Source organism: Amycolatopsis sp. NPDC114505, assembly GCF_055633615.1.
The window spans coordinates 13,299-28,600 of sequence record NZ_JBVKDV010000002.1 but is presented as its reverse complement, the minus strand read 5'-3'; the positions used below and the strand labels follow the sequence as shown (position 1 = coordinate 28,600).

Genomic DNA, 15,302 nt, shown 5'->3' with positions numbered 1-15,302 from the left:
GCTGGACTGCGCTCTAGTGCGCAAGTTACCCTCGAAAGTGTGTCCCCGCCCACAGCACACAGCGGTTCGAGCGGCCCGGGCCTCGAGGAACTCCTCGAGGAGCTCCGGCGCCGCAAGTGGGTATTGCACCTGTTCGGCGGCCGCGAGGCCCCGGAGCTCTACGCCGCGGTCCACACCTGGCCGACCTGCGCCGACGTCATCGTCCTCCGGGACGAGCACCGCGCCAGCGCCTACCGAGTACCGACTTTTCCCGGCACCGACGTGTTCAGCCCGCGGGTGGTGACCTGGCAGTACCACGCCACCCCGGTCTGGACGCTGCGGGCGGTGCTCACGCTCGCGGAGCCCGGCACCCCGGGCGCGCCGCTGCAGGCGCTGCGGCCACAGCCGCAGTGCCACATCCCGCCGGAGCTGCGTCACGACGTGATGATCCGGCCGACGAGCACCACGCCCGAGTCCGCCCGGGAAAAGGACGACGGTGGCGGCCCGCCCGCGTGCGCCTAGCGGTTTTCAGGCTCGGCGGGCGAGCAGCCGCTCCGCGACCACCAGGTCGTGGGGATAGGTGATCTTGAGGTTCTCGGGAGCCCCCGGGACCCAGCGGATCGGCAGGGAGGAGAACCGCTCCATGCACGACGAAGTGTCCGTCCCGAGAAAGCCTTCCCGCTCGGCCTGTTCGTAGGCCTCGAGCAGCGGTCCGGCCCGGAAGCCCTGAGGCGTCTGGACGCGGATCGCGCCGGGCACCTGGGCGACCAGGTGCCCGGCATCCACCCCGACGACGTCGTCAGCGGCCAGGCCCGGCACAGCCCCCCCGTCCTCGCGTGTCCGGGTCAGCACCGCTTCGACCAGCTGTGGGTGGACCAGCGGCCGGGCCGCGTCGTGCAGCAGCACGGCGTCGACCCGGCCGCCTGCGATTCTCGGGGCGAGGTGGCGCAGCGCGTTGAGCTCCGACGCCTGGCGGGTGTCGCCGCCGGGCACGATCTCGACGCCGTCGCCGGCCACCTCGTCGGCGAGTTCCCGGTCCTGCGGCCGGATCACCAGCACCAGCACGCCGATGCCCGGGACGCGCTTGAAGGCGTCCAGCGACCAGGCGACCACCCGCCGGCCGGCCAGGGGCAGGTAGACCTTGTTCAGCTTCGCGCCGACGCGGGTGCCCGCGCCGCTGGCCAGCACCACCGCGGCCGCCGTCGTCTCCACGAGCCGCGAGACTACCGGCCGCGTCCCACCGGTAGGTTGGCCACAGCGTTGCAGTGGACGTTGCCGTGCACGAGAAAGGGCCTGGTGTGGAGCCGGAAGACATCGAGTTCCCCGAGATCACCCCGCCCGACGACCACGCCCGGTCCGGCGCGATCGCCCTGCACGACAAGCTGGTCAAGCCGGCCGGGTCGCTGGGCAGGCTCGAAGAGCTGGGTGTCTGGATCGCGGCCTGCCAGGGCCAGTCGCCGCCGCGGCCGTTCACCCGGCCGCGCGTGATCGTCTTCGCCGGCGACCACGGCATCGCCGCGAAGGGCGTCTCCGCCTATCCCGCCGAGGTCACCGCGCAGCTGCTGGGCACGATGCTGACCGGCGGCGCCGCGATCAACGTCCTGGCCGCCGCCGCGGGCGCGAGCGTCCGCGTGGTCGACATGGCCGTCGACACCGAGGCGCCCGCGACGCGCTCGATCGGCGAGTACAAGGTCCGCCGCGGGTCCGGGTCCATCGACGTCGAGGACGCCCTGACCGCCGACGAGGTCAAGGCCGCGGTCCGCGCCGGGATCGCGATCGCCGACGCCGAGGTCGACGGCGGCGCGGACCTGCTCATCCCCGGTGACCTCGGGATCGGCAACAGCACGCCCGCGTCGGTACTGGTGGCCGCGCTGACCGGCACCGAGCCGGTCGCGGTGGTCGGCCGCGGCTCCGGCATCGACGACGACGCGTGGATGCGCAAGGCGACGGCGGTGCGCGACGCGCTGCGCCGGGCCCGCGCGGTCCTGGCCGACCCGATCGCCCTGCTGCGCACCACGGCCGGCGCGGACCTCGCGGCGATGGCCGGGTTCCTGGCCCAGGCCGCGGTCCGCCGGACGCCGGTGGTGCTGGACGGGCTCGTCGCGTGCGCCGCGGCGCTCGTCGCCGAGGACCTGGCTCCCGGCGCGCGACGCTGGTGGGTGGCCGGGCAGCGGACCGCCGAACCCGCCCACTCGCTCGCGCTGGAGCACCTGGACCTCGGCCCGCTGCTGGAGCTGGACGTCCGCCTCGGTGAGGGCACCGGCGCCGTGACGGCGTTGCCGCTGCTGATGATGGCCGCCCGCGTCCTCGCCGAAACCGCGACGCACGAGCAGGCCGGCGTCTCCGGCCCGGTCATCCCGGCCACCGCCTCCTGAGCACGCGAAAAGGGCCCCGCACGGGAAGTGCGGGGCCCTTTGCCGTCGTCAGGCGAGCGGGACCATCCAGTGGTCGGCGTCGGGACGGGTGCCCTCCTGGATCCCCGTCAGCTCTTCGCGCAGCTTCATCGTCAGCGTGCCCGGCTGCCCGTCGGCGATCGTGAACTCGCCGCCCGCGTGCTTGACGTGCCCGACCGGCGTGATCACCGCCGCCGTGCCGCACGCGAACGTCTCGGTCAGCTCGCCCGAAGCCGCCGCCTTCTCCCACTCGTCGGTGGAGATGCGGCGCTCCTCGATCTTGTAGCCGAGCCGCGAAGCGAGCTGCAGCAGCGACTTGCGGGTGACGCCGGGCAGCAGCGAGCCGGTCAGCTCGGGCGTGACCACCCGGGCGTTCTCGCCGGAGCCGAAGACGAAGAACAGGTTCATCCCGCCCATCTCCTCGACCCAGCGCCGCTCCACCGCGTCGAGCCAGACGACCTGGTCACAGCCCTTTTCGACGGCCTGCGCCTGCGCCACGAACGACGCCGCGTAGTTGCCGGCGCACTTGGCCGCGCCGGTGCCGCCGGGTGCCGCGCGGACGTACTCCGTCGACAGCCAGACGCTCACCGGCTTCACGCCGCCGGAGAAATACGAGCCGGCCGGGGACGCGATGACCGCGTACACGTAGTCGGCGGCCGGGCTGTTGACGCCGAGCCCGGTGGACGTCGAGATCATGAACGGCCGCAGGTAAAGGGAATCACCCTGGCGGGTGGGCACCCAGCGGCTGTCGACGGCGACGAGCTCCCGCAGGGACTCGAGGAAGACGTCCTCGGGCAGCTGCGGCATCGCGAGCCGCTCGGCCGACTGCCGGAACCGCGCGGCGTTGGCGTCCGGGCGGAACGACGCGATCGTGCCGTCCGGCTGACGGTAGGCCTTGAGCCCCTCGAAGATGGCCTGGCCGTAGTGCAGCACCGACGTCGCCGGGTCGAGCGTGAAGGGCGCGTAGGGGCCGACCTGGGCGTCGTGCCAGCCTTCGGTCTTCGACCACTTGACGGTCGCCATGTGGTCGGTGAAGTAGAGCCCGAAACCGGGCTTCTCGAGTACCTCCGCGACACGGTCCGCGCTCGCAGGACTCGGGTGCGGGACGTGGGCGAACTGCGTCGAGGTGGTCATGGCTACACGATACCGTTTGGTCGGAGGCGCGTTAGTCGGATGTCCCACTGTTCCGGGCGGTTCCGCCACCTCCCCGCGCTCGCGCCGGGATGACCCTAGGATGACACCGTGACCTACCACTCCACGGAGCCGGTCCCCCGGCCCAAGACCGGCGGGGCCGACGTCAAGACGTTCGTCACCGCGGTGCTGCTGACCTTCGGCGTCGGCTTGCTCGGCATGGTCGGCTGGGCTGTGCTCAGCAGCGGCTTCGGCGGCTTCCTCGGCCTCGTCGCGGGCGTCTTCGGCGTCGTGTGGTGGCGGAAGATCCACGGCAAGGCGTTCCCGGCGGTGCTCCCGACGAAGTCGGTCGTCATCCTCGCGGTCGTCAACGCGGTGCTGGCGCTGGTCCTCTTCCTGACCGCGGGCTGAGCTCCGCGAGCAGCCCCGCGGGCAGCTCGGGCACCGGCCAGTCCGGGTCCGGGCGGAAGTCGGTGTCCGTCCCGTCGAACGGGTAGGCGCCGCGCTCGGCCAGCGCCCCGATCCGCTCGCCCTCCGCGCGCAGCCGGTCCAGCTGCTCGTGCGTCAGGCGGCCGGCGTCGATCGCGACCTCGGCCTCGTCCTCGTCGTCCCAGCGCCAGGTGCCGTCCCGCTCGACGACGACGTCGAGCACGCCGTCGACCCGGTCCACCCCGGCCGGGCTCCGGCCCAGCGGGACCTCGAGGTTGACGTACCAGTTCGTGAACTCGCCGGCGGCGTCGAAGAACCACCAGACCGACGACCACTCGTCGTCGGCGATGCGCCGCAGCGTGGACGTGCGGTGCCAGAAGTCCGGCACGGCCACGCGCGGGATGCGGAACCGCTGTTCCAGGGGCGCGTCCGCCATGTGCCGGCCGTCCACCAGCCTGCTGCCGACGATCGGGGTGCCGGCCGGCAGCCAGGCGAGCAGGACGCGGCCGTCGTCGGCGAGCACGCGCAGCGGGTGGACCTGGCCGATCGAGCCGTCGGGGCGGTGGAACCGCTCGACCACGGTCTCCCCCGGCCGCCAGCGTCGATCACTCACGCGACCCACTGTACCGACGCGCGCGCACGCCCAGTAGCAGCTCGATCACGGTCACCAGTCCCGCGACGACGAGCACGGGCAGCGCCGGCAGGAAGTACGCGGCCACCGCGGCGACGGCGATCCCCGCGAGTCCCGGCACGCCGGCCCGCTCCCGGACCTCGGCTCCGGCGGCGAGCGCCGGCACCACGGTCGCGACCACGGCGAACGCCGTGAGCAGCGGCTGCAGCGAGTCCGCGTCGGCGGCGGAAAGCAGGTCACGCAACGACGTCAGCGAAAGCCCGAGCCGGACCGAGCCGAGCTGGTACAGCGCGGCGAAGGCGGCGAACACGGCGACCGCGCCGAGCAGCAGCACCCGCCAGCCCGCGCCTTCGCGGCCGCCGGGGCGGAGGAACGGCAGGAAGACCACCGCGGCGACGATGATGCCCGCGAAGTCCGGGATCTGCAGCCCGCCCCCGGCCGTCGACACGGGCGGCACGGCCACGCACACCGCGACCAGGACCAGCCCCGCCGCGAGCAGCAGCCCGCCCGCGATCCGTACGACGATCGTCGGGATCTTCAGCCCGGCGAACCCGGCGCCGGTCACCACCACGGCGAACGCCACGGCCGCCAGCTCCCGGTGCGTGGGGACGACGTAAGCGCCGAACGCGATCGCGTAGACGGTCACCTCGGCCAGTCTCGCGAAGGCCACCACGACCCGGTCGACCTGCGCGTCCGCCGGTTCCGGGACCCGCGCCGTCACCCCCGCCGCGATCGCCGCCAGCACCAGCCCCGCGAGCAGCCACCAGCCCGCGCCCGCCGCTCCCGCCGCCAGCGCCACCAGCAGCCCACCGCCCAGCCGCACGAGGCCCCTCCCTCTCCCTCTGTTCACCCGTGGTCCGGTCGTCATTAGCATGGCTCACGATCCCGACCGGGCCGGCGCCCGGTACCACCGCGAACGCGCGAGGAGCCAGAAGTGACCGTGCCTAAGCTCGCCCTGTCCGACAACACCGGGGAGGCACTGGCCAAGACGCGCGCCGACGTGATCGTCATCGGCACCCTGGCCGGCGAGGACGGCCCGCTGCTCGCCGCGGGTGCCGCCGCCGTGGACGCCGCCTTCGACGGCCGCCTCGCGGGGCTGCTCGCCACCCTCGGTGCCAGCGGCAAGGCCGAAGAGGTCGTCAAGATCCCGACGCTGGGCAAGCTCCCGGCGGGGGTCGTGCTCGCGGTCGGCCTGGGCAAGGACGGCGGCGCCGTCACCCCCGAGCAGGTCCGCCGCGCCGCCGGGGCCGCCGGTCGCGCGCTGGCCGGCACCGACCGCGCGTTCGTGACGCTCTCGGAGCTCGACCTGCAGGCCGCGGTCGAGGGCACCGTCCTCGGCTCGTACGTCTTCACCGCCTACCGCTCCGAGAAGGGCGACGCCCCGGTCGCGAAGGTCGACTTCGCGAGCCCGGCCGACGGCACCGCGCGCGAGCACAAGGCGACGCTGAAGGCCGCGACCTCCATCGCCGAGGCCGTCCTCACCGCCCGCGACCTGATCAACACCCCGCCGAACGACCTCTACCCGGCCTCCTTCGCCGACCGCGCGAAGAAGCTGGCCGAGGACAACGGCCTCGAGTTCGAGGTCCTCGACGAGAAGGCCCTCAAGCGCAAGGGCTTCGGCGGCATCCTCGGCGTCGGCGGCGGCTCCGCGCGCCAGCCGCGCCTGGTGCGCATCGCCTACAAGCCGGCCAAAGCCGTCAAGAAGGTCGCGCTGGTCGGCAAGGGCATCACGTTCGACTCGGGCGGCATCTCGCTCAAGCCCGCCGCGAACATGGACCACATGACCTCCGACATGTCCGGCGCGGCCGGCGTGCTCGCGTCGGTGGTGCTGGCGGCGAAGCTGAAGTACCCGCTGGAAGTCGTGGCGCACATCCCGCTGGCGGAGAACCTGCCGTCGGCGACGTCGTACCGCCCGGGTGACGTCCTGACCATGTACGGCGGCAAGACCGTCGAGGTCCTCAACACCGACGCCGAGGGCCGGCTCGTGCTGGTCGACGCGATGGTGCGCGCGGCCGAGGAGAACCCGGACTACCTGATCGAGACCTCGACGCTGACCGGCGCCCAGGTCGTCGCGCTCGGCAACCGCACCGCGGGCGTCATGGGCTCGGACGACTTCCGCGACCGCGTCGCCGGCGTCATGCAGGCCACCGGCGAGAACGGCTGGGCGATGCCGCTGCCGGAGGAGCTGCGGGCCGACCTCGACTCGCGGCTGGCCGACCTCGCCAACGTGACGGGCCACCGCTGGGGCGGGATGCTCGCGGCCGGGATCTTCCTGCGCGAGTTCGTCGCCGACGGCCTCGACTGGGTCCACATCGACATCGCGGGCCCGTCGTTCAACACCGGTTCGCCGTGGGGCTACACCGGCAAGGGCGGCACCGGCGTCCCGGTCCGGACGATCGCCGCGGTCCTGGCGGACATCGCCGCCAACGGCTGACGCTTTTCCTCGCGAAGGGGCTCCCGCCACGGCGGGGGCCCCTTCGTTTTGGGCCGGAAGATCCCTTTCGATGTGATCCGGGACACCGTACGGTGACACCATCGCGAAGGGGGCAGTGATGACCCAACCGACCCAACCGGTCGAAGAGGACACTCACGCCGCGATCGCCGCCGAGCACGACGAAGAACGTCCCGCCCGCACCCTCTCCCGCGTTCCCGACCGCGTCGTCTACTTCGTCGCGCTCGCGGTCGCCGTGCTGGTGCTCAAGCAGGTGTTCTTCCCCTTCGCCAAGGGCAACCAGTTCTACCTGGTGCTCTTCCTCGGCGTGACGCTCCCGCTGGTCTTCCTCTGCTACCGCCCCCGGCTGCGCGGCCGGGACGACCCCGGCTGGACCGACTGGGCCCTCGCGATCATCGCCCTCGCCGTCGGCCTCTACCCCGTGCTCGTCGGCTACGACGACTTCCTGAACCGCCAAGGCATCCTGTCGCCACTGGACATCGTCGCCGGCGCGCTGCTGCTGGTGCTGGTCCTGGAAGCCACCCGCCGCACGACCGGGCTGGTGCTGCCGATCGTCTGCCTGCTCTTCCTCGCCTACGCCTACTACGGCGGCTACCTCCCGCAGAACTGGGGCATCGCCCACGCCGGGATCGACTTCAGCCAGATCGTCAACGCGCTCTACAACGACGCCAGCGGTTTCTACGGCACCCCGCTCGACGTCGCGGCGAGCTACATCGTGCTGTTCACGCTCTACGGCGCCGTGCTCAACGCCTCCGGCGCCGGCCGGTTCTTCGTGGACATCTCGTTCGCGGCCTTCCGGAAGTCCCGGACGGCGCCGGGCCGGACGACCGTCCTGTCGGGCTTCCTGCTCGGCACGGTCTCGGGTTCGGGCACCGCGACGGCGGTCAGCCTCGGCTCGATCACCTGGCCGATCCTCAAGAAAGCCGGGTACCCCAAGGAAAACGCGGGCGGGCTGCTCGCCGCGGCCGGCATCGGCGCGATCCTCTCGCCGCCGACGCTGGGCGCCGCCGCGTTCATCATCGCCGAGTACCTGCAGACGTCGTACCTGACCGTGCTGATCTGGGCGACCGTCCCGACGCTGCTCTACTACCTCGGCATCGTCTTCGCGATGGAGGCCGACGCGCGGCGCTTCGAGGCCGAACCGGTCGACGTCCCGCACGGCAACCCGTGGCAACTGCTGCGGCAAGGCGGCTACCACTTCCTGTCGCTGGCGATCATCGTCGTGTTCCTGGCCTTGGACATCCCGCCGTTCGCCGCGGTCGTCTACGCCACCGGTGTCGCCGCGCTCTTCGCGCTGATCGCCCGCCGCCACGACGTGCGCGGCTGGGCGAAGGACATGGTCGACGCGCTTTCGGCCGGGGTCCGCGGGGCGCTGCCGGTGATCGCGGTGTGCGCGGCGGCCGGCGTGATCACCTCGACCATCACCAAGACCGGGCTCGGCCTCGAGCTCGCGGACGCCCTGGTGGAGCTGGCCGGCGCGTTCACCGACAACGGCACGGTGATCCTGATCCTGACGGTGCTGCTCTCGGCGGTCGCCGTCGGCGTGCTCGGGCTCGCGGTGCCGGTCACCGCGAGCTTCATCATCGCGTGGGTGGTGATCGGCCCGGCCCTGGAGACGCTGGGGGTCGCCGACGCCGAGCGCGCGATGTTCATCTTCTACTACGCCGTGCTTTCCGAGGTCACGCCGCCGACCGCGCTCGCCGCCGTCGCGTCCGCGGCCATCACCGGCGGGTCGGTGCTCGGCACCATGTGGCAGTGCTGGAAGTACACGCTGCCGGCCTTCCTGGTGCCGATCGCCTTCGTGCTCACCGACAACGGCGCCGCGCTGCTGCTGCAGTCCGATGTGCTCACCGTGCTGTGGGTGGCGGCGGTGTCCGCGGTGGCCGTGGCCGCGCTGGCGGTGGTGACCGGCGGCCGGCTGTTCGGGCCGGTCAGCCTGCCGGTGCGGCTGCTGTTCGTCCCGGCCGCCCTGTGCCTGCTCTACCTGGAGCCGGTGCCGATCGCGGTCGGTGCCGCGTTCGGCGTCGTCGCCGTGCTCGCCCACGCCGTGATCAGAAGGAGGACAGCATGAAACGCGCACTGGCCGCTGCCGCGGTACTCGCTCTGGCCGTCACGGGCTGCGGCGGCAAACAGCAGACGGACTCCCCGGCCGCCGGCGGGACCCAGTCCTGTGAAGCGGGCGAAGGGCGGATCACCATCGCCACCGGCAACAGCGGCGGCGTCTACTACGTGCTCGGCGGCGGGCTGGCGCAGCTGATCAGCAACAACACCAAGCTGCGCGCGACGGCGGCCGAGACCGGCGCGTCGGTGCAGAACATCCAGCAGCTGGTGGCCGGCAACTACGACGTCGCGTTCTCTCTGGCGGACACCGCGGCGGACGCGGTGCGCGGCAAGGGATCCTTCGACGGCAAGCCGCAGAAGATCCAGGCGCTGTCCCGGATCTACCCGAACTCGACGCAGGTGCTGGTGCGCACCGACTCGGGCATCTCCAGCGTCGCGGACATGAAGGGCAAGCGGATCTCGACGGGCTCGCCGAAGTCGGGCACCGAGGTCATCGCCAACCGGCTCCTGCAGGCCGCGGGTCTGAAGGACACCGACGTCCAGGCGCAGCGGCTCGACCTGGCCAAGACCGCGGACGGGATGAAGTCGGGCACGCTCGACGGGCTCGTCTGGTCCGGCGGCCTGCCGACCGCGCAGATCACCGACATCACGACGGCGTTGAAGGACAAGGTGAAGTTCCTCGACGTCACGCCGTTGCTGCCGAAGCTCAAGCAGGTCAACGACGTCTACGACCAGGCCGTCATCCCGAAGGCGACGTACGGCCAGCCGTCGGACGTGCCGACGGTCGTGGTGCCCAACCTGCTGCTGGTGCGCGAGGACTTCCCGGCGAACAACGCGTGCGCGCTCACCAAGCTGCTCTTCGACAAGCAGGCGGAGCTGGCGAAGGTCCACCCGGCGGCGAAGGAGTTCACGAAGCAGCTGGCCACGCGGACCGACCCCGTCCCGCTGCACCCGGGGGCCAAGCAAGCCCTCGGCTAGGGTTCGGGGGATGGACGCCGGTGAGTACCTCGAGTCGGCGGTCCGGGACGTCCTGACCGCCACCGAACCGGTCCTCGACGACCAGATCGGGTACGCGGCCTTGCTGCTCGCCGTCACCGGCGCGCTCGACGAGGCCGACCGGCTCGTCGAGCAGTGGCTCGCCCGCACGGAACGGACGGTGGACGCGCTCGCCGCGGCACCGGTGCGGGCTCGCGCGTGGGCGATGCTGTTCGAAGCCCGCGGCAGCCGTCCGGACTGGGCCTCGGGGTTGTCCCCGCTGGATCTCGATGCCGAGGAGCGCCTGCACACGGCGTCGTTGCGGAAACCGGTCTCCGACCTCGACGGGGTGCTGCCGCCCGGCCCGATCGCGGAGGTGGTCAAGCGCGTCACACCGGCTCGCCCGGACCGCATCCGCACGGCCCTCGCGGACGGCGACCTCGCACTGTGGGCGTCCCTGGCCGGCCAGCGCCCGGATGTGGCGACGCTGGCGGCGACCCGCGCGCTCGCTCCCGCGCTGGTGGCCGGCGCGGACCCGCTGGGCCTGCGCGACTGGGCGCCGGCGTGCGCGGGCGCGCTGGTCGCGGCGCTGCACGAGCGCTACCCGGCGGAGCTCGGGACCTGGCCGGAGCTGATCGCGGAGATCATGCGGCTGCGAGGGGCGGGCGAACCGCTCCCGCGCGGCGCGGCCGGACCGCGGCTCGGCGCGGCCCCGGGCAGCGCACCCACCGCACCGCTCCTGCGCAGCCGGTCCACTCTCCCGCCCCCGGCCTCCGAAGCGGCGATCCGCTCGGCCGAACTCCGGCTCGGCGTCGAGCTGCCGGAAGATCACCGCGACTTCCTCCGGACCTGCGACGGCCTGCCCGCGGACGTGGTCTTCCCCCGCTTGCTGGGCACGGCGGAGCTGCGGGCCGAGAACGGCGTGGTGATCCTGGCCGAACCGGCGGTGCTGCTGCTCTCGGCGTCGCACGTGGTCGAGGTCGACCCGGTGCTCGGCAGCACCGTCCACCCGTCGTTCCGTGCGGCGCTGGTCCGGCACGCCGCGCTGCTCGCCCAGGCAGGCTAGCTTGGTCCGGGTGACCACCCTCACCGTGGAGAAGATCACCCCGGACAACGTCGCCGCGGCGTGCCAGCTGGCCGTCCAACCGCACCAGAAGGCCTTCGTCGCACCCGTCGCCGTCTCGCTCGCGGAGGCCTACGCCCAGCCGGAGATCGCCTGGCCGCGGCTGATCCTCGACGACGGCGAACCGGTCGCCTTCGTCATGGGCGGCTTCAACCGGGAAGCCGAGCTCGACTTCTTCCGCTGCGGGATCTGGCGGCTCAACGTCGGCGCCTGCGTCCAGGGCCGCGGCCTCGGCCGGTTCGCCGTCGAAACCGTCCTCGAGGAGGCGCGAAGACGCGGCGAAAAGGCCGTCACGGTGCTGTGGATCCCGGCCGAGGGCGGTCCGGCGGACTTCTACCTCAAGCTGGGCTTCCGCCCCACCGGCCAGACCCACCACGGCGAGGTCGTCGGCCGGCTCGAGCTCTAGACCTGGCCGCGCTTCTTGCGCTCGGTGTACTCGCGCATGCGCTTCGGGTAGCCGACCCGCGCGACCTCGTACACCGGGATCGACCGGCGGTGGCCGAACTGCTGGGCCGCCTCCAGGCTGCCGATCCGGCGGCGGGTCCACTCACCGTCGTGGGCGATCAACACCACAGTGGTCTCGGTGACGTTCGTCTTCGGCTCGACGAAGGCCTCGACACCCCGCCGCGACGCCGCCCACTCGTCGAGGTGATGGGTATCCTCGGAGCTGGCTTTCCGCAGCGTACCGGCCTTCTGCCCGCCCTTGGCGCGCCTGCGCAGCGAGTCGAACAACCCCACCGCGACCACCTTCCCTCCCGAGACTTTCCCCACTCATTATCCCGATGTCCGCGTGTGGTCGGTGTCGCACACCCGGCTAGCTCGCAGCCCCGCCCGGCGTAGTGACAAGATGGCGAGTGTCGCGCGCGCGGTTATACCGGGCACGGGCGACAACAGAGCACCACCCCACTGCTTGCCGAGGAGCTATTGAAGTGACCGACACCTCCGCCGACCTCGTGATCCTGGGAGGCGGATCGGGCGGCTACGCCGCGGCGTTCCGCGCGGCCGAGCTGGGCCTTTCCGTCACGTTGATCGAGAAGGACAAGCTCGGCGGGACCTGCCTCCACCGGGGCTGCATCCCGACCAAGGCCCTGCTGCACGCGGCCGAGGTCGCCGACGAAACCCGCGAAGCCGAGGCGGTCGGCGTCAAGGCCGTGTTCGAAGGCATCGACATCGCCGGGGTCAACAAGTACAAGGACGGGATCGTCTCCCGCCTGTACAAGGGCCTGCAGGGCCTGGCCAAGGCGCACAAGGTGAACCTGGTCGAGGGTAGCGGCACGTTCGTCGGCGGCACGACCGTCGAGGTGGACGGCACCCGCCACACCGGCAAGAACGTCATCCTCGCCACCGGTTCGTACTCGCGCACGCTGCCCGGGCTGGAGCTCGGCGGCCGCGTCATCGCCAGCGAGCAGGCCCTCTCCCTGGACTACGTACCCAAGAAGGTCGTGGTGCTGGGCGGCGGCGTCATCGGCGTCGAGTTCGCCAGCGTCTGGGCCTCCTTCGGCGTCGACGTCACCATCGTGGAAGCGCTGCCGCGGCTCGTCCCGAACGAGGACGAGTTCGCGTCCAAGCAGCTCGAGCGCGCTTTCCGCCGTCGCAAGATCGCCTTCAAGACCGGCGTCCGGTTCACCGGCGCGAAGCAGGACGACAACGGCGTGAGCGTCTCGCTGGAGTCCGGCGAGACCATCGAGGCCGACCTGCTGCTGGTCGCCGTCGGCCGCGGGCCGAACTCCGCGGGCCACGGCTACGAGGAGGCCGGCGTCAAGATCGAGCGCGGCTTCGTCATCACCGACGAGCGGTTGCGCACCAACCTGCCCAACGTCTACGCCGTCGGCGACATCGTCCCCGGCCTGCAGCTCGCGCACCGCGGCTTCCAGCAGGGCATCTTCGTCGCCGAGGAGATCGCCGGGCAGAGCCCGCGCGTCATCGACGAGAGCGGCATCCCGCGGGTCACCTACTCCCACCCGGAGGTCGCGTCGGTCGGGCTGACCGAGTCGCAGGCGAAGGACAAGTACGGCGCCGACGTCACGACGTTCACCTACGACCTCGGCGGCAACGGCAAGAGCCAGATCCTCAAGACCTCCGGCGGGGTCAAGCTGGTCAAGGCCCCGGACGGCCCGGTCGTCGGGGTCCACATGGTCGGCGACCGCGTCGGCGAGCTGATCGGCGAAGCGCAGCTGATCTACAGCTGGGAGGCTTTCCCCGAAGACGTCGCGCCGCTCATCCACGCGCACCCCACCCAGACCGAGGCCCTCGGTGAAGCGTTCCTCGCCCTCGCGGGGAAGCCGCTGCACGTGCACAGCTGACGTCCCACCAGCAGAATCCAGACCACGCAGAACTTGGAAGAGGAGTCAGCGAACGATGGCCTACTCCGTCACATTGCCGGAGCTCGGGGAGAGCGTCACCGAAGGCACCGTCACCCGGTGGCTTAAGCAGGAGGGCGACACCGTCGAGGTCGACGAGCCGTTGCTCGAGATCTCGACCGACAAGGTCGACACCGAGGTTCCGTCCCCGGTGGCGGGCACGGTCGTGAAGATCAGCGCCGCCGAAGACGAGACCGTCGAGGTCGGCGCCGAGCTCGCCGTCATCGACGACGGTTCCGGTGGCGCGCCCGAATCCTCCGCACCGGCGCAGGAAGCGCCCGCGCAGGAGGAGTCCGCGCCCGAACCGGAGCCCGAGCCCGAGCCGCAGGCCCAGGACAGCGCCCCGAGCAAGCCGGACACCGCGCCGGCCGCCGGGGGTGAAGGCACCGAGGTGAAGCTGCCCGAGCTGGGCGAGAGCGTCACCGAAGGCACCGTCACGCGCTGGCTGAAGCAGGTCGGCGACTCGGTCGAGGTCGACGAGCCGCTGCTCGAGATCTCCACCGACAAGGTCGACACCGAGGTGCCGTCGCCGGTCGCCGGCACGGTGCTGGAGATCCGCGCGGGCGAGGACGAGACCGTCGAGGTCGGCGGCGTCCTGGCCGTGATCGGCGACGCGAACGCGGCGCCGAAGGCCGAGTCCAAGCCCGAGCCGGTCCAGGAGTCCAAGCCGGAACCCAAGCCGGAGCCGAAGCCCGAGCCGAAGCCCGAGCCGGTCCAGGAGTCCAAGCCGGAACCGAAGCCCGAGCCCAAGCCGGAGCCGAAGGCCGAGCCGGCCGCGGCGAAGGAGAGCTCGGCGGACGGGCCGTACGTCACGCCGCTGGTCCGCAAGCTCGCGTCCGAGCACGGCATCGACCTCGCGTCGCTGACCGGCAGCGGCGTCGGCGGCCGGATCCGCAAGCAGGACGTCCTGGCCGCGGCCGAGGAGAAGCAGAAGGCGGCCGCCGCTCCGGCTCCGGCTCCGGCTGCTGCTGCTCCGGCCGCCGCTGCCGCCCCGTCGGCGCCCGCCGCGCGTCCGGCACCCGCGGTGTCGGCGGAGCTCGCCGCGCTGCGCGGCACCGTGCAGAAGGCCAGCCGGATCCGCCAGATCACGGCCACCAAGACCCGCGAGTCGCTGCAGATCGCCGCGCAGCTCACGCAGGTCCAGGAGGTCGACGTCACGAAGATCGCCAAGCTGCGGCAGCGGGCGAAGGCGGGCTTCAAGGAGCGCGAGGGCGTCAACCTGACGTTCCTGCCGTTCTTCGCGAAGGCCACCGTCGAGGCGCTCAAGCAGCACCCGAACGTCAACGCGTCCTACAACGAGGACACGAAGGAGATCACCTACCACGGTGCCGTGCACCTGGGCATCGCGGTGGACACCGACCGCGGCCTGCTCTCGGTGGTCATCCACGACGCGGGCGAGCTGAGCCTGGCCGGTATCGCGCACCGCATCGCCGACCTGGCGGGCCGGGCGCGCTCCGGGCAGATCAAGCCCGACGAGCTGTCCGGTGGCACGTTCTCCATCACGAACATCGGCAGTGTCGGCGCCCTGTTCGACACGCCGATCATCGTGCAGCCGCAGTCCGGCATCCTCGGGACCGGCGCGGTCGTCAAGCGCCCGATCGTCGCCACCGACGCGGACGGCAACGACACCATCGCCATCCGGTCGATGGCGTACCTCCCGCTGACGTACGACCACCGCCTGGTGGACGGCGCCGACGCGGGCCGCTTCCTGATGACGATCAAGCAGCGCCTGGAAGAAGGCAACTTCGAGGACGAGCTCGGCCTCTGA

The 15,302-nt window shown here is 72.0% G+C and carries 15 protein-coding genes; 10 read left to right on the top strand and 5 right to left on the bottom strand.

What is annotated here, in order from left to right:
- Positions 1 to 39 precede the first annotated feature (39 nt).
- Positions 40 to 501, top strand: a complete 462-nt coding sequence (locus ACZ7OU_RS18105) for a hypothetical protein (RefSeq protein ID WP_470238941.1) — start codon at positions 40 to 42, stop codon at positions 499 to 501.
- Between the two features lie 6 nt (positions 502 to 507).
- Here ACZ7OU_RS18105 and ACZ7OU_RS18100 read toward each other — a convergent pair whose 3' ends face one another.
- The gene (locus ACZ7OU_RS18100; RefSeq protein ID WP_470238942.1) at positions 508 to 1,191 is read right to left on the bottom strand and encodes an IspD/TarI family cytidylyltransferase; all 684 of its coding nucleotides are present in this window, start codon (positions 1,189 to 1,191) and stop codon (positions 508 to 510) included.
- Between the two features lie 86 nt (positions 1,192 to 1,277).
- Here ACZ7OU_RS18100 and cobT point away from each other — a divergent pair, with 86 nt between their 5' ends.
- Positions 1,278 to 2,354, top strand: a complete 1,077-nt coding sequence (cobT, locus tag ACZ7OU_RS18095; RefSeq protein ID WP_470255974.1) for a nicotinate-nucleotide--dimethylbenzimidazole phosphoribosyltransferase — start codon at positions 1,278 to 1,280, stop codon at positions 2,352 to 2,354.
- A 48-nt stretch (positions 2,355 to 2,402) separates the two neighbouring features.
- Here the strand turns inward: cobT and ACZ7OU_RS18090 are convergent, their stop codons facing one another.
- Positions 2,403 to 3,506 (bottom strand): branched-chain amino acid aminotransferase, encoded by a 1,104-nt coding sequence (locus ACZ7OU_RS18090; RefSeq protein ID WP_470238944.1) that lies wholly within the window; start codon positions 3,504 to 3,506, stop codon positions 2,403 to 2,405.
- 108 nt (positions 3,507 to 3,614) lie between these two features.
- Here ACZ7OU_RS18090 and ACZ7OU_RS18085 point away from each other — a divergent pair, with 108 nt between their 5' ends.
- On the top strand, positions 3,615 to 3,914 hold the full coding sequence (locus ACZ7OU_RS18085; protein ID WP_155541897.1) for a hypothetical protein: 300 nt from the start codon (positions 3,615 to 3,617) through the stop codon (positions 3,912 to 3,914).
- On the opposite strand, the gene ACZ7OU_RS18080 is transcribed toward ACZ7OU_RS18085, so the two are convergent.
- Together ACZ7OU_RS18080 and ACZ7OU_RS18075 are read right to left on the bottom strand one after the other, a co-directional pair.
- Positions 3,871 to 4,545, bottom strand: a complete 675-nt coding sequence (locus ACZ7OU_RS18080; protein WP_470255973.1) for a DUF402 domain-containing protein — start codon at positions 4,543 to 4,545, stop codon at positions 3,871 to 3,873. The two genes, ACZ7OU_RS18085 and ACZ7OU_RS18080, sit on opposite strands and share 44 nt — an antisense overlap.
- Positions 4,538 to 5,386 carry a hypothetical protein gene (locus ACZ7OU_RS18075; protein ID WP_470255972.1) on the bottom strand — a complete coding sequence of 283 codons (849 nt, stop codon included), beginning with the start codon at positions 5,384 to 5,386 and terminating at the stop codon, positions 4,538 to 4,540. The genes ACZ7OU_RS18080 and ACZ7OU_RS18075 overlap by 8 nt, the downstream gene beginning before the upstream one ends.
- 111 nt (positions 5,387 to 5,497) lie before the next feature.
- On the opposite strand from ACZ7OU_RS18075, the gene ACZ7OU_RS18070 reads away from it, so the two are divergent.
- The 5 genes from ACZ7OU_RS18070 (at position 5,498) to ACZ7OU_RS18050 (ending at position 11,580) form a co-directional block, all read left to right on the top strand.
- On the top strand, positions 5,498 to 6,997 hold the full coding sequence (locus ACZ7OU_RS18070) for a leucyl aminopeptidase (protein ID WP_470238948.1): 1,500 nt from the start codon (positions 5,498 to 5,500) through the stop codon (positions 6,995 to 6,997).
- Positions 6,998 to 7,115: 118 nt separating this feature from the next.
- Positions 7,116 to 9,086, top strand: a complete 1,971-nt coding sequence (locus ACZ7OU_RS18065) for a TRAP transporter permease (RefSeq protein ID WP_470255971.1) — start codon at positions 7,116 to 7,118, stop codon at positions 9,084 to 9,086.
- Positions 9,083 to 10,054: a TAXI family TRAP transporter solute-binding subunit gene (locus tag ACZ7OU_RS18060; protein WP_470255970.1), complete on the top strand. Its 972-nt coding sequence runs from the start codon at positions 9,083 to 9,085 to the stop codon at positions 10,052 to 10,054. The genes ACZ7OU_RS18065 and ACZ7OU_RS18060 overlap by 4 nt, the downstream gene beginning before the upstream one ends.
- Before the next feature lie 10 nt (positions 10,055 to 10,064).
- Positions 10,065 to 11,117 carry an SMI1/KNR4 family protein gene (locus tag ACZ7OU_RS18055; RefSeq protein WP_470255969.1) on the top strand — a complete coding sequence of 351 codons (1,053 nt, stop codon included), beginning with the start codon at positions 10,065 to 10,067 and terminating at the stop codon, positions 11,115 to 11,117.
- A gap of 10 nt (positions 11,118 to 11,127) precedes the next feature.
- Entirely contained in the window at positions 11,128 to 11,580 is a 453-nt protein-coding gene (locus tag ACZ7OU_RS18050) for a GNAT family N-acetyltransferase (RefSeq protein WP_470255968.1), read from the top strand.
- Here the strand turns inward: ACZ7OU_RS18050 and ACZ7OU_RS18045 are convergent.
- Complete coding sequence (locus ACZ7OU_RS18045; RefSeq protein ID WP_155541890.1) at positions 11,577 to 11,921, bottom strand: oxidoreductase; 345 nt, start codon at positions 11,919 to 11,921, stop codon at positions 11,577 to 11,579. The genes ACZ7OU_RS18050 and ACZ7OU_RS18045 overlap by 4 nt on opposite strands.
- Before the next feature lie 182 nt (positions 11,922 to 12,103).
- On the opposite strand from ACZ7OU_RS18045, the gene lpdA reads away from it, so the two are divergent.
- Together lpdA and sucB are read left to right on the top strand one after the other, a co-directional pair.
- The gene (gene lpdA, locus ACZ7OU_RS18040) at positions 12,104 to 13,477 is read left to right on the top strand and encodes a dihydrolipoyl dehydrogenase (RefSeq protein WP_470238953.1); all 1,374 of its coding nucleotides are present in this window, start codon (positions 12,104 to 12,106) and stop codon (positions 13,475 to 13,477) included.
- A gap of 55 nt (positions 13,478 to 13,532) precedes the next feature.
- A complete protein-coding gene (gene sucB / locus ACZ7OU_RS18035; protein WP_470255967.1) occupies positions 13,533 to 15,302 on the top strand; it encodes a 2-oxoglutarate dehydrogenase, E2 component, dihydrolipoamide succinyltransferase in 1,770 nt (589 codons plus the stop codon).

What these genes read in the sequence shown, in the direction of transcription:
- ACZ7OU_RS18060 (WP_470255970.1), top strand. Translation starts at nt 9,083, where the DNA reads ATGAAACGCGCACTGGCCGCTGCCGCGGTACTCGCTCTGGCCGTCACG.
- ACZ7OU_RS18065 (WP_470255971.1), top strand. Translation starts at nt 7,116, where the DNA reads ATGACCCAACCGACCCAACCGGTCGAAGAGGACACTCACGCCGCGATC.
- ACZ7OU_RS18090 (WP_470238944.1), bottom strand. Translation starts at nt 3,506, where the DNA reads ATGACCACCTCGACGCAGTTCGCCCACGTCCCGCACCCGAGTCCTGCG.
- sucB (WP_470255967.1), top strand. Translation starts at nt 13,533, where the DNA reads ATGGCCTACTCCGTCACATTGCCGGAGCTCGGGGAGAGCGTCACCGAA.
- ACZ7OU_RS18055 (WP_470255969.1), top strand. Translation starts at nt 10,065, where the DNA reads ATGGACGCCGGTGAGTACCTCGAGTCGGCGGTCCGGGACGTCCTGACC.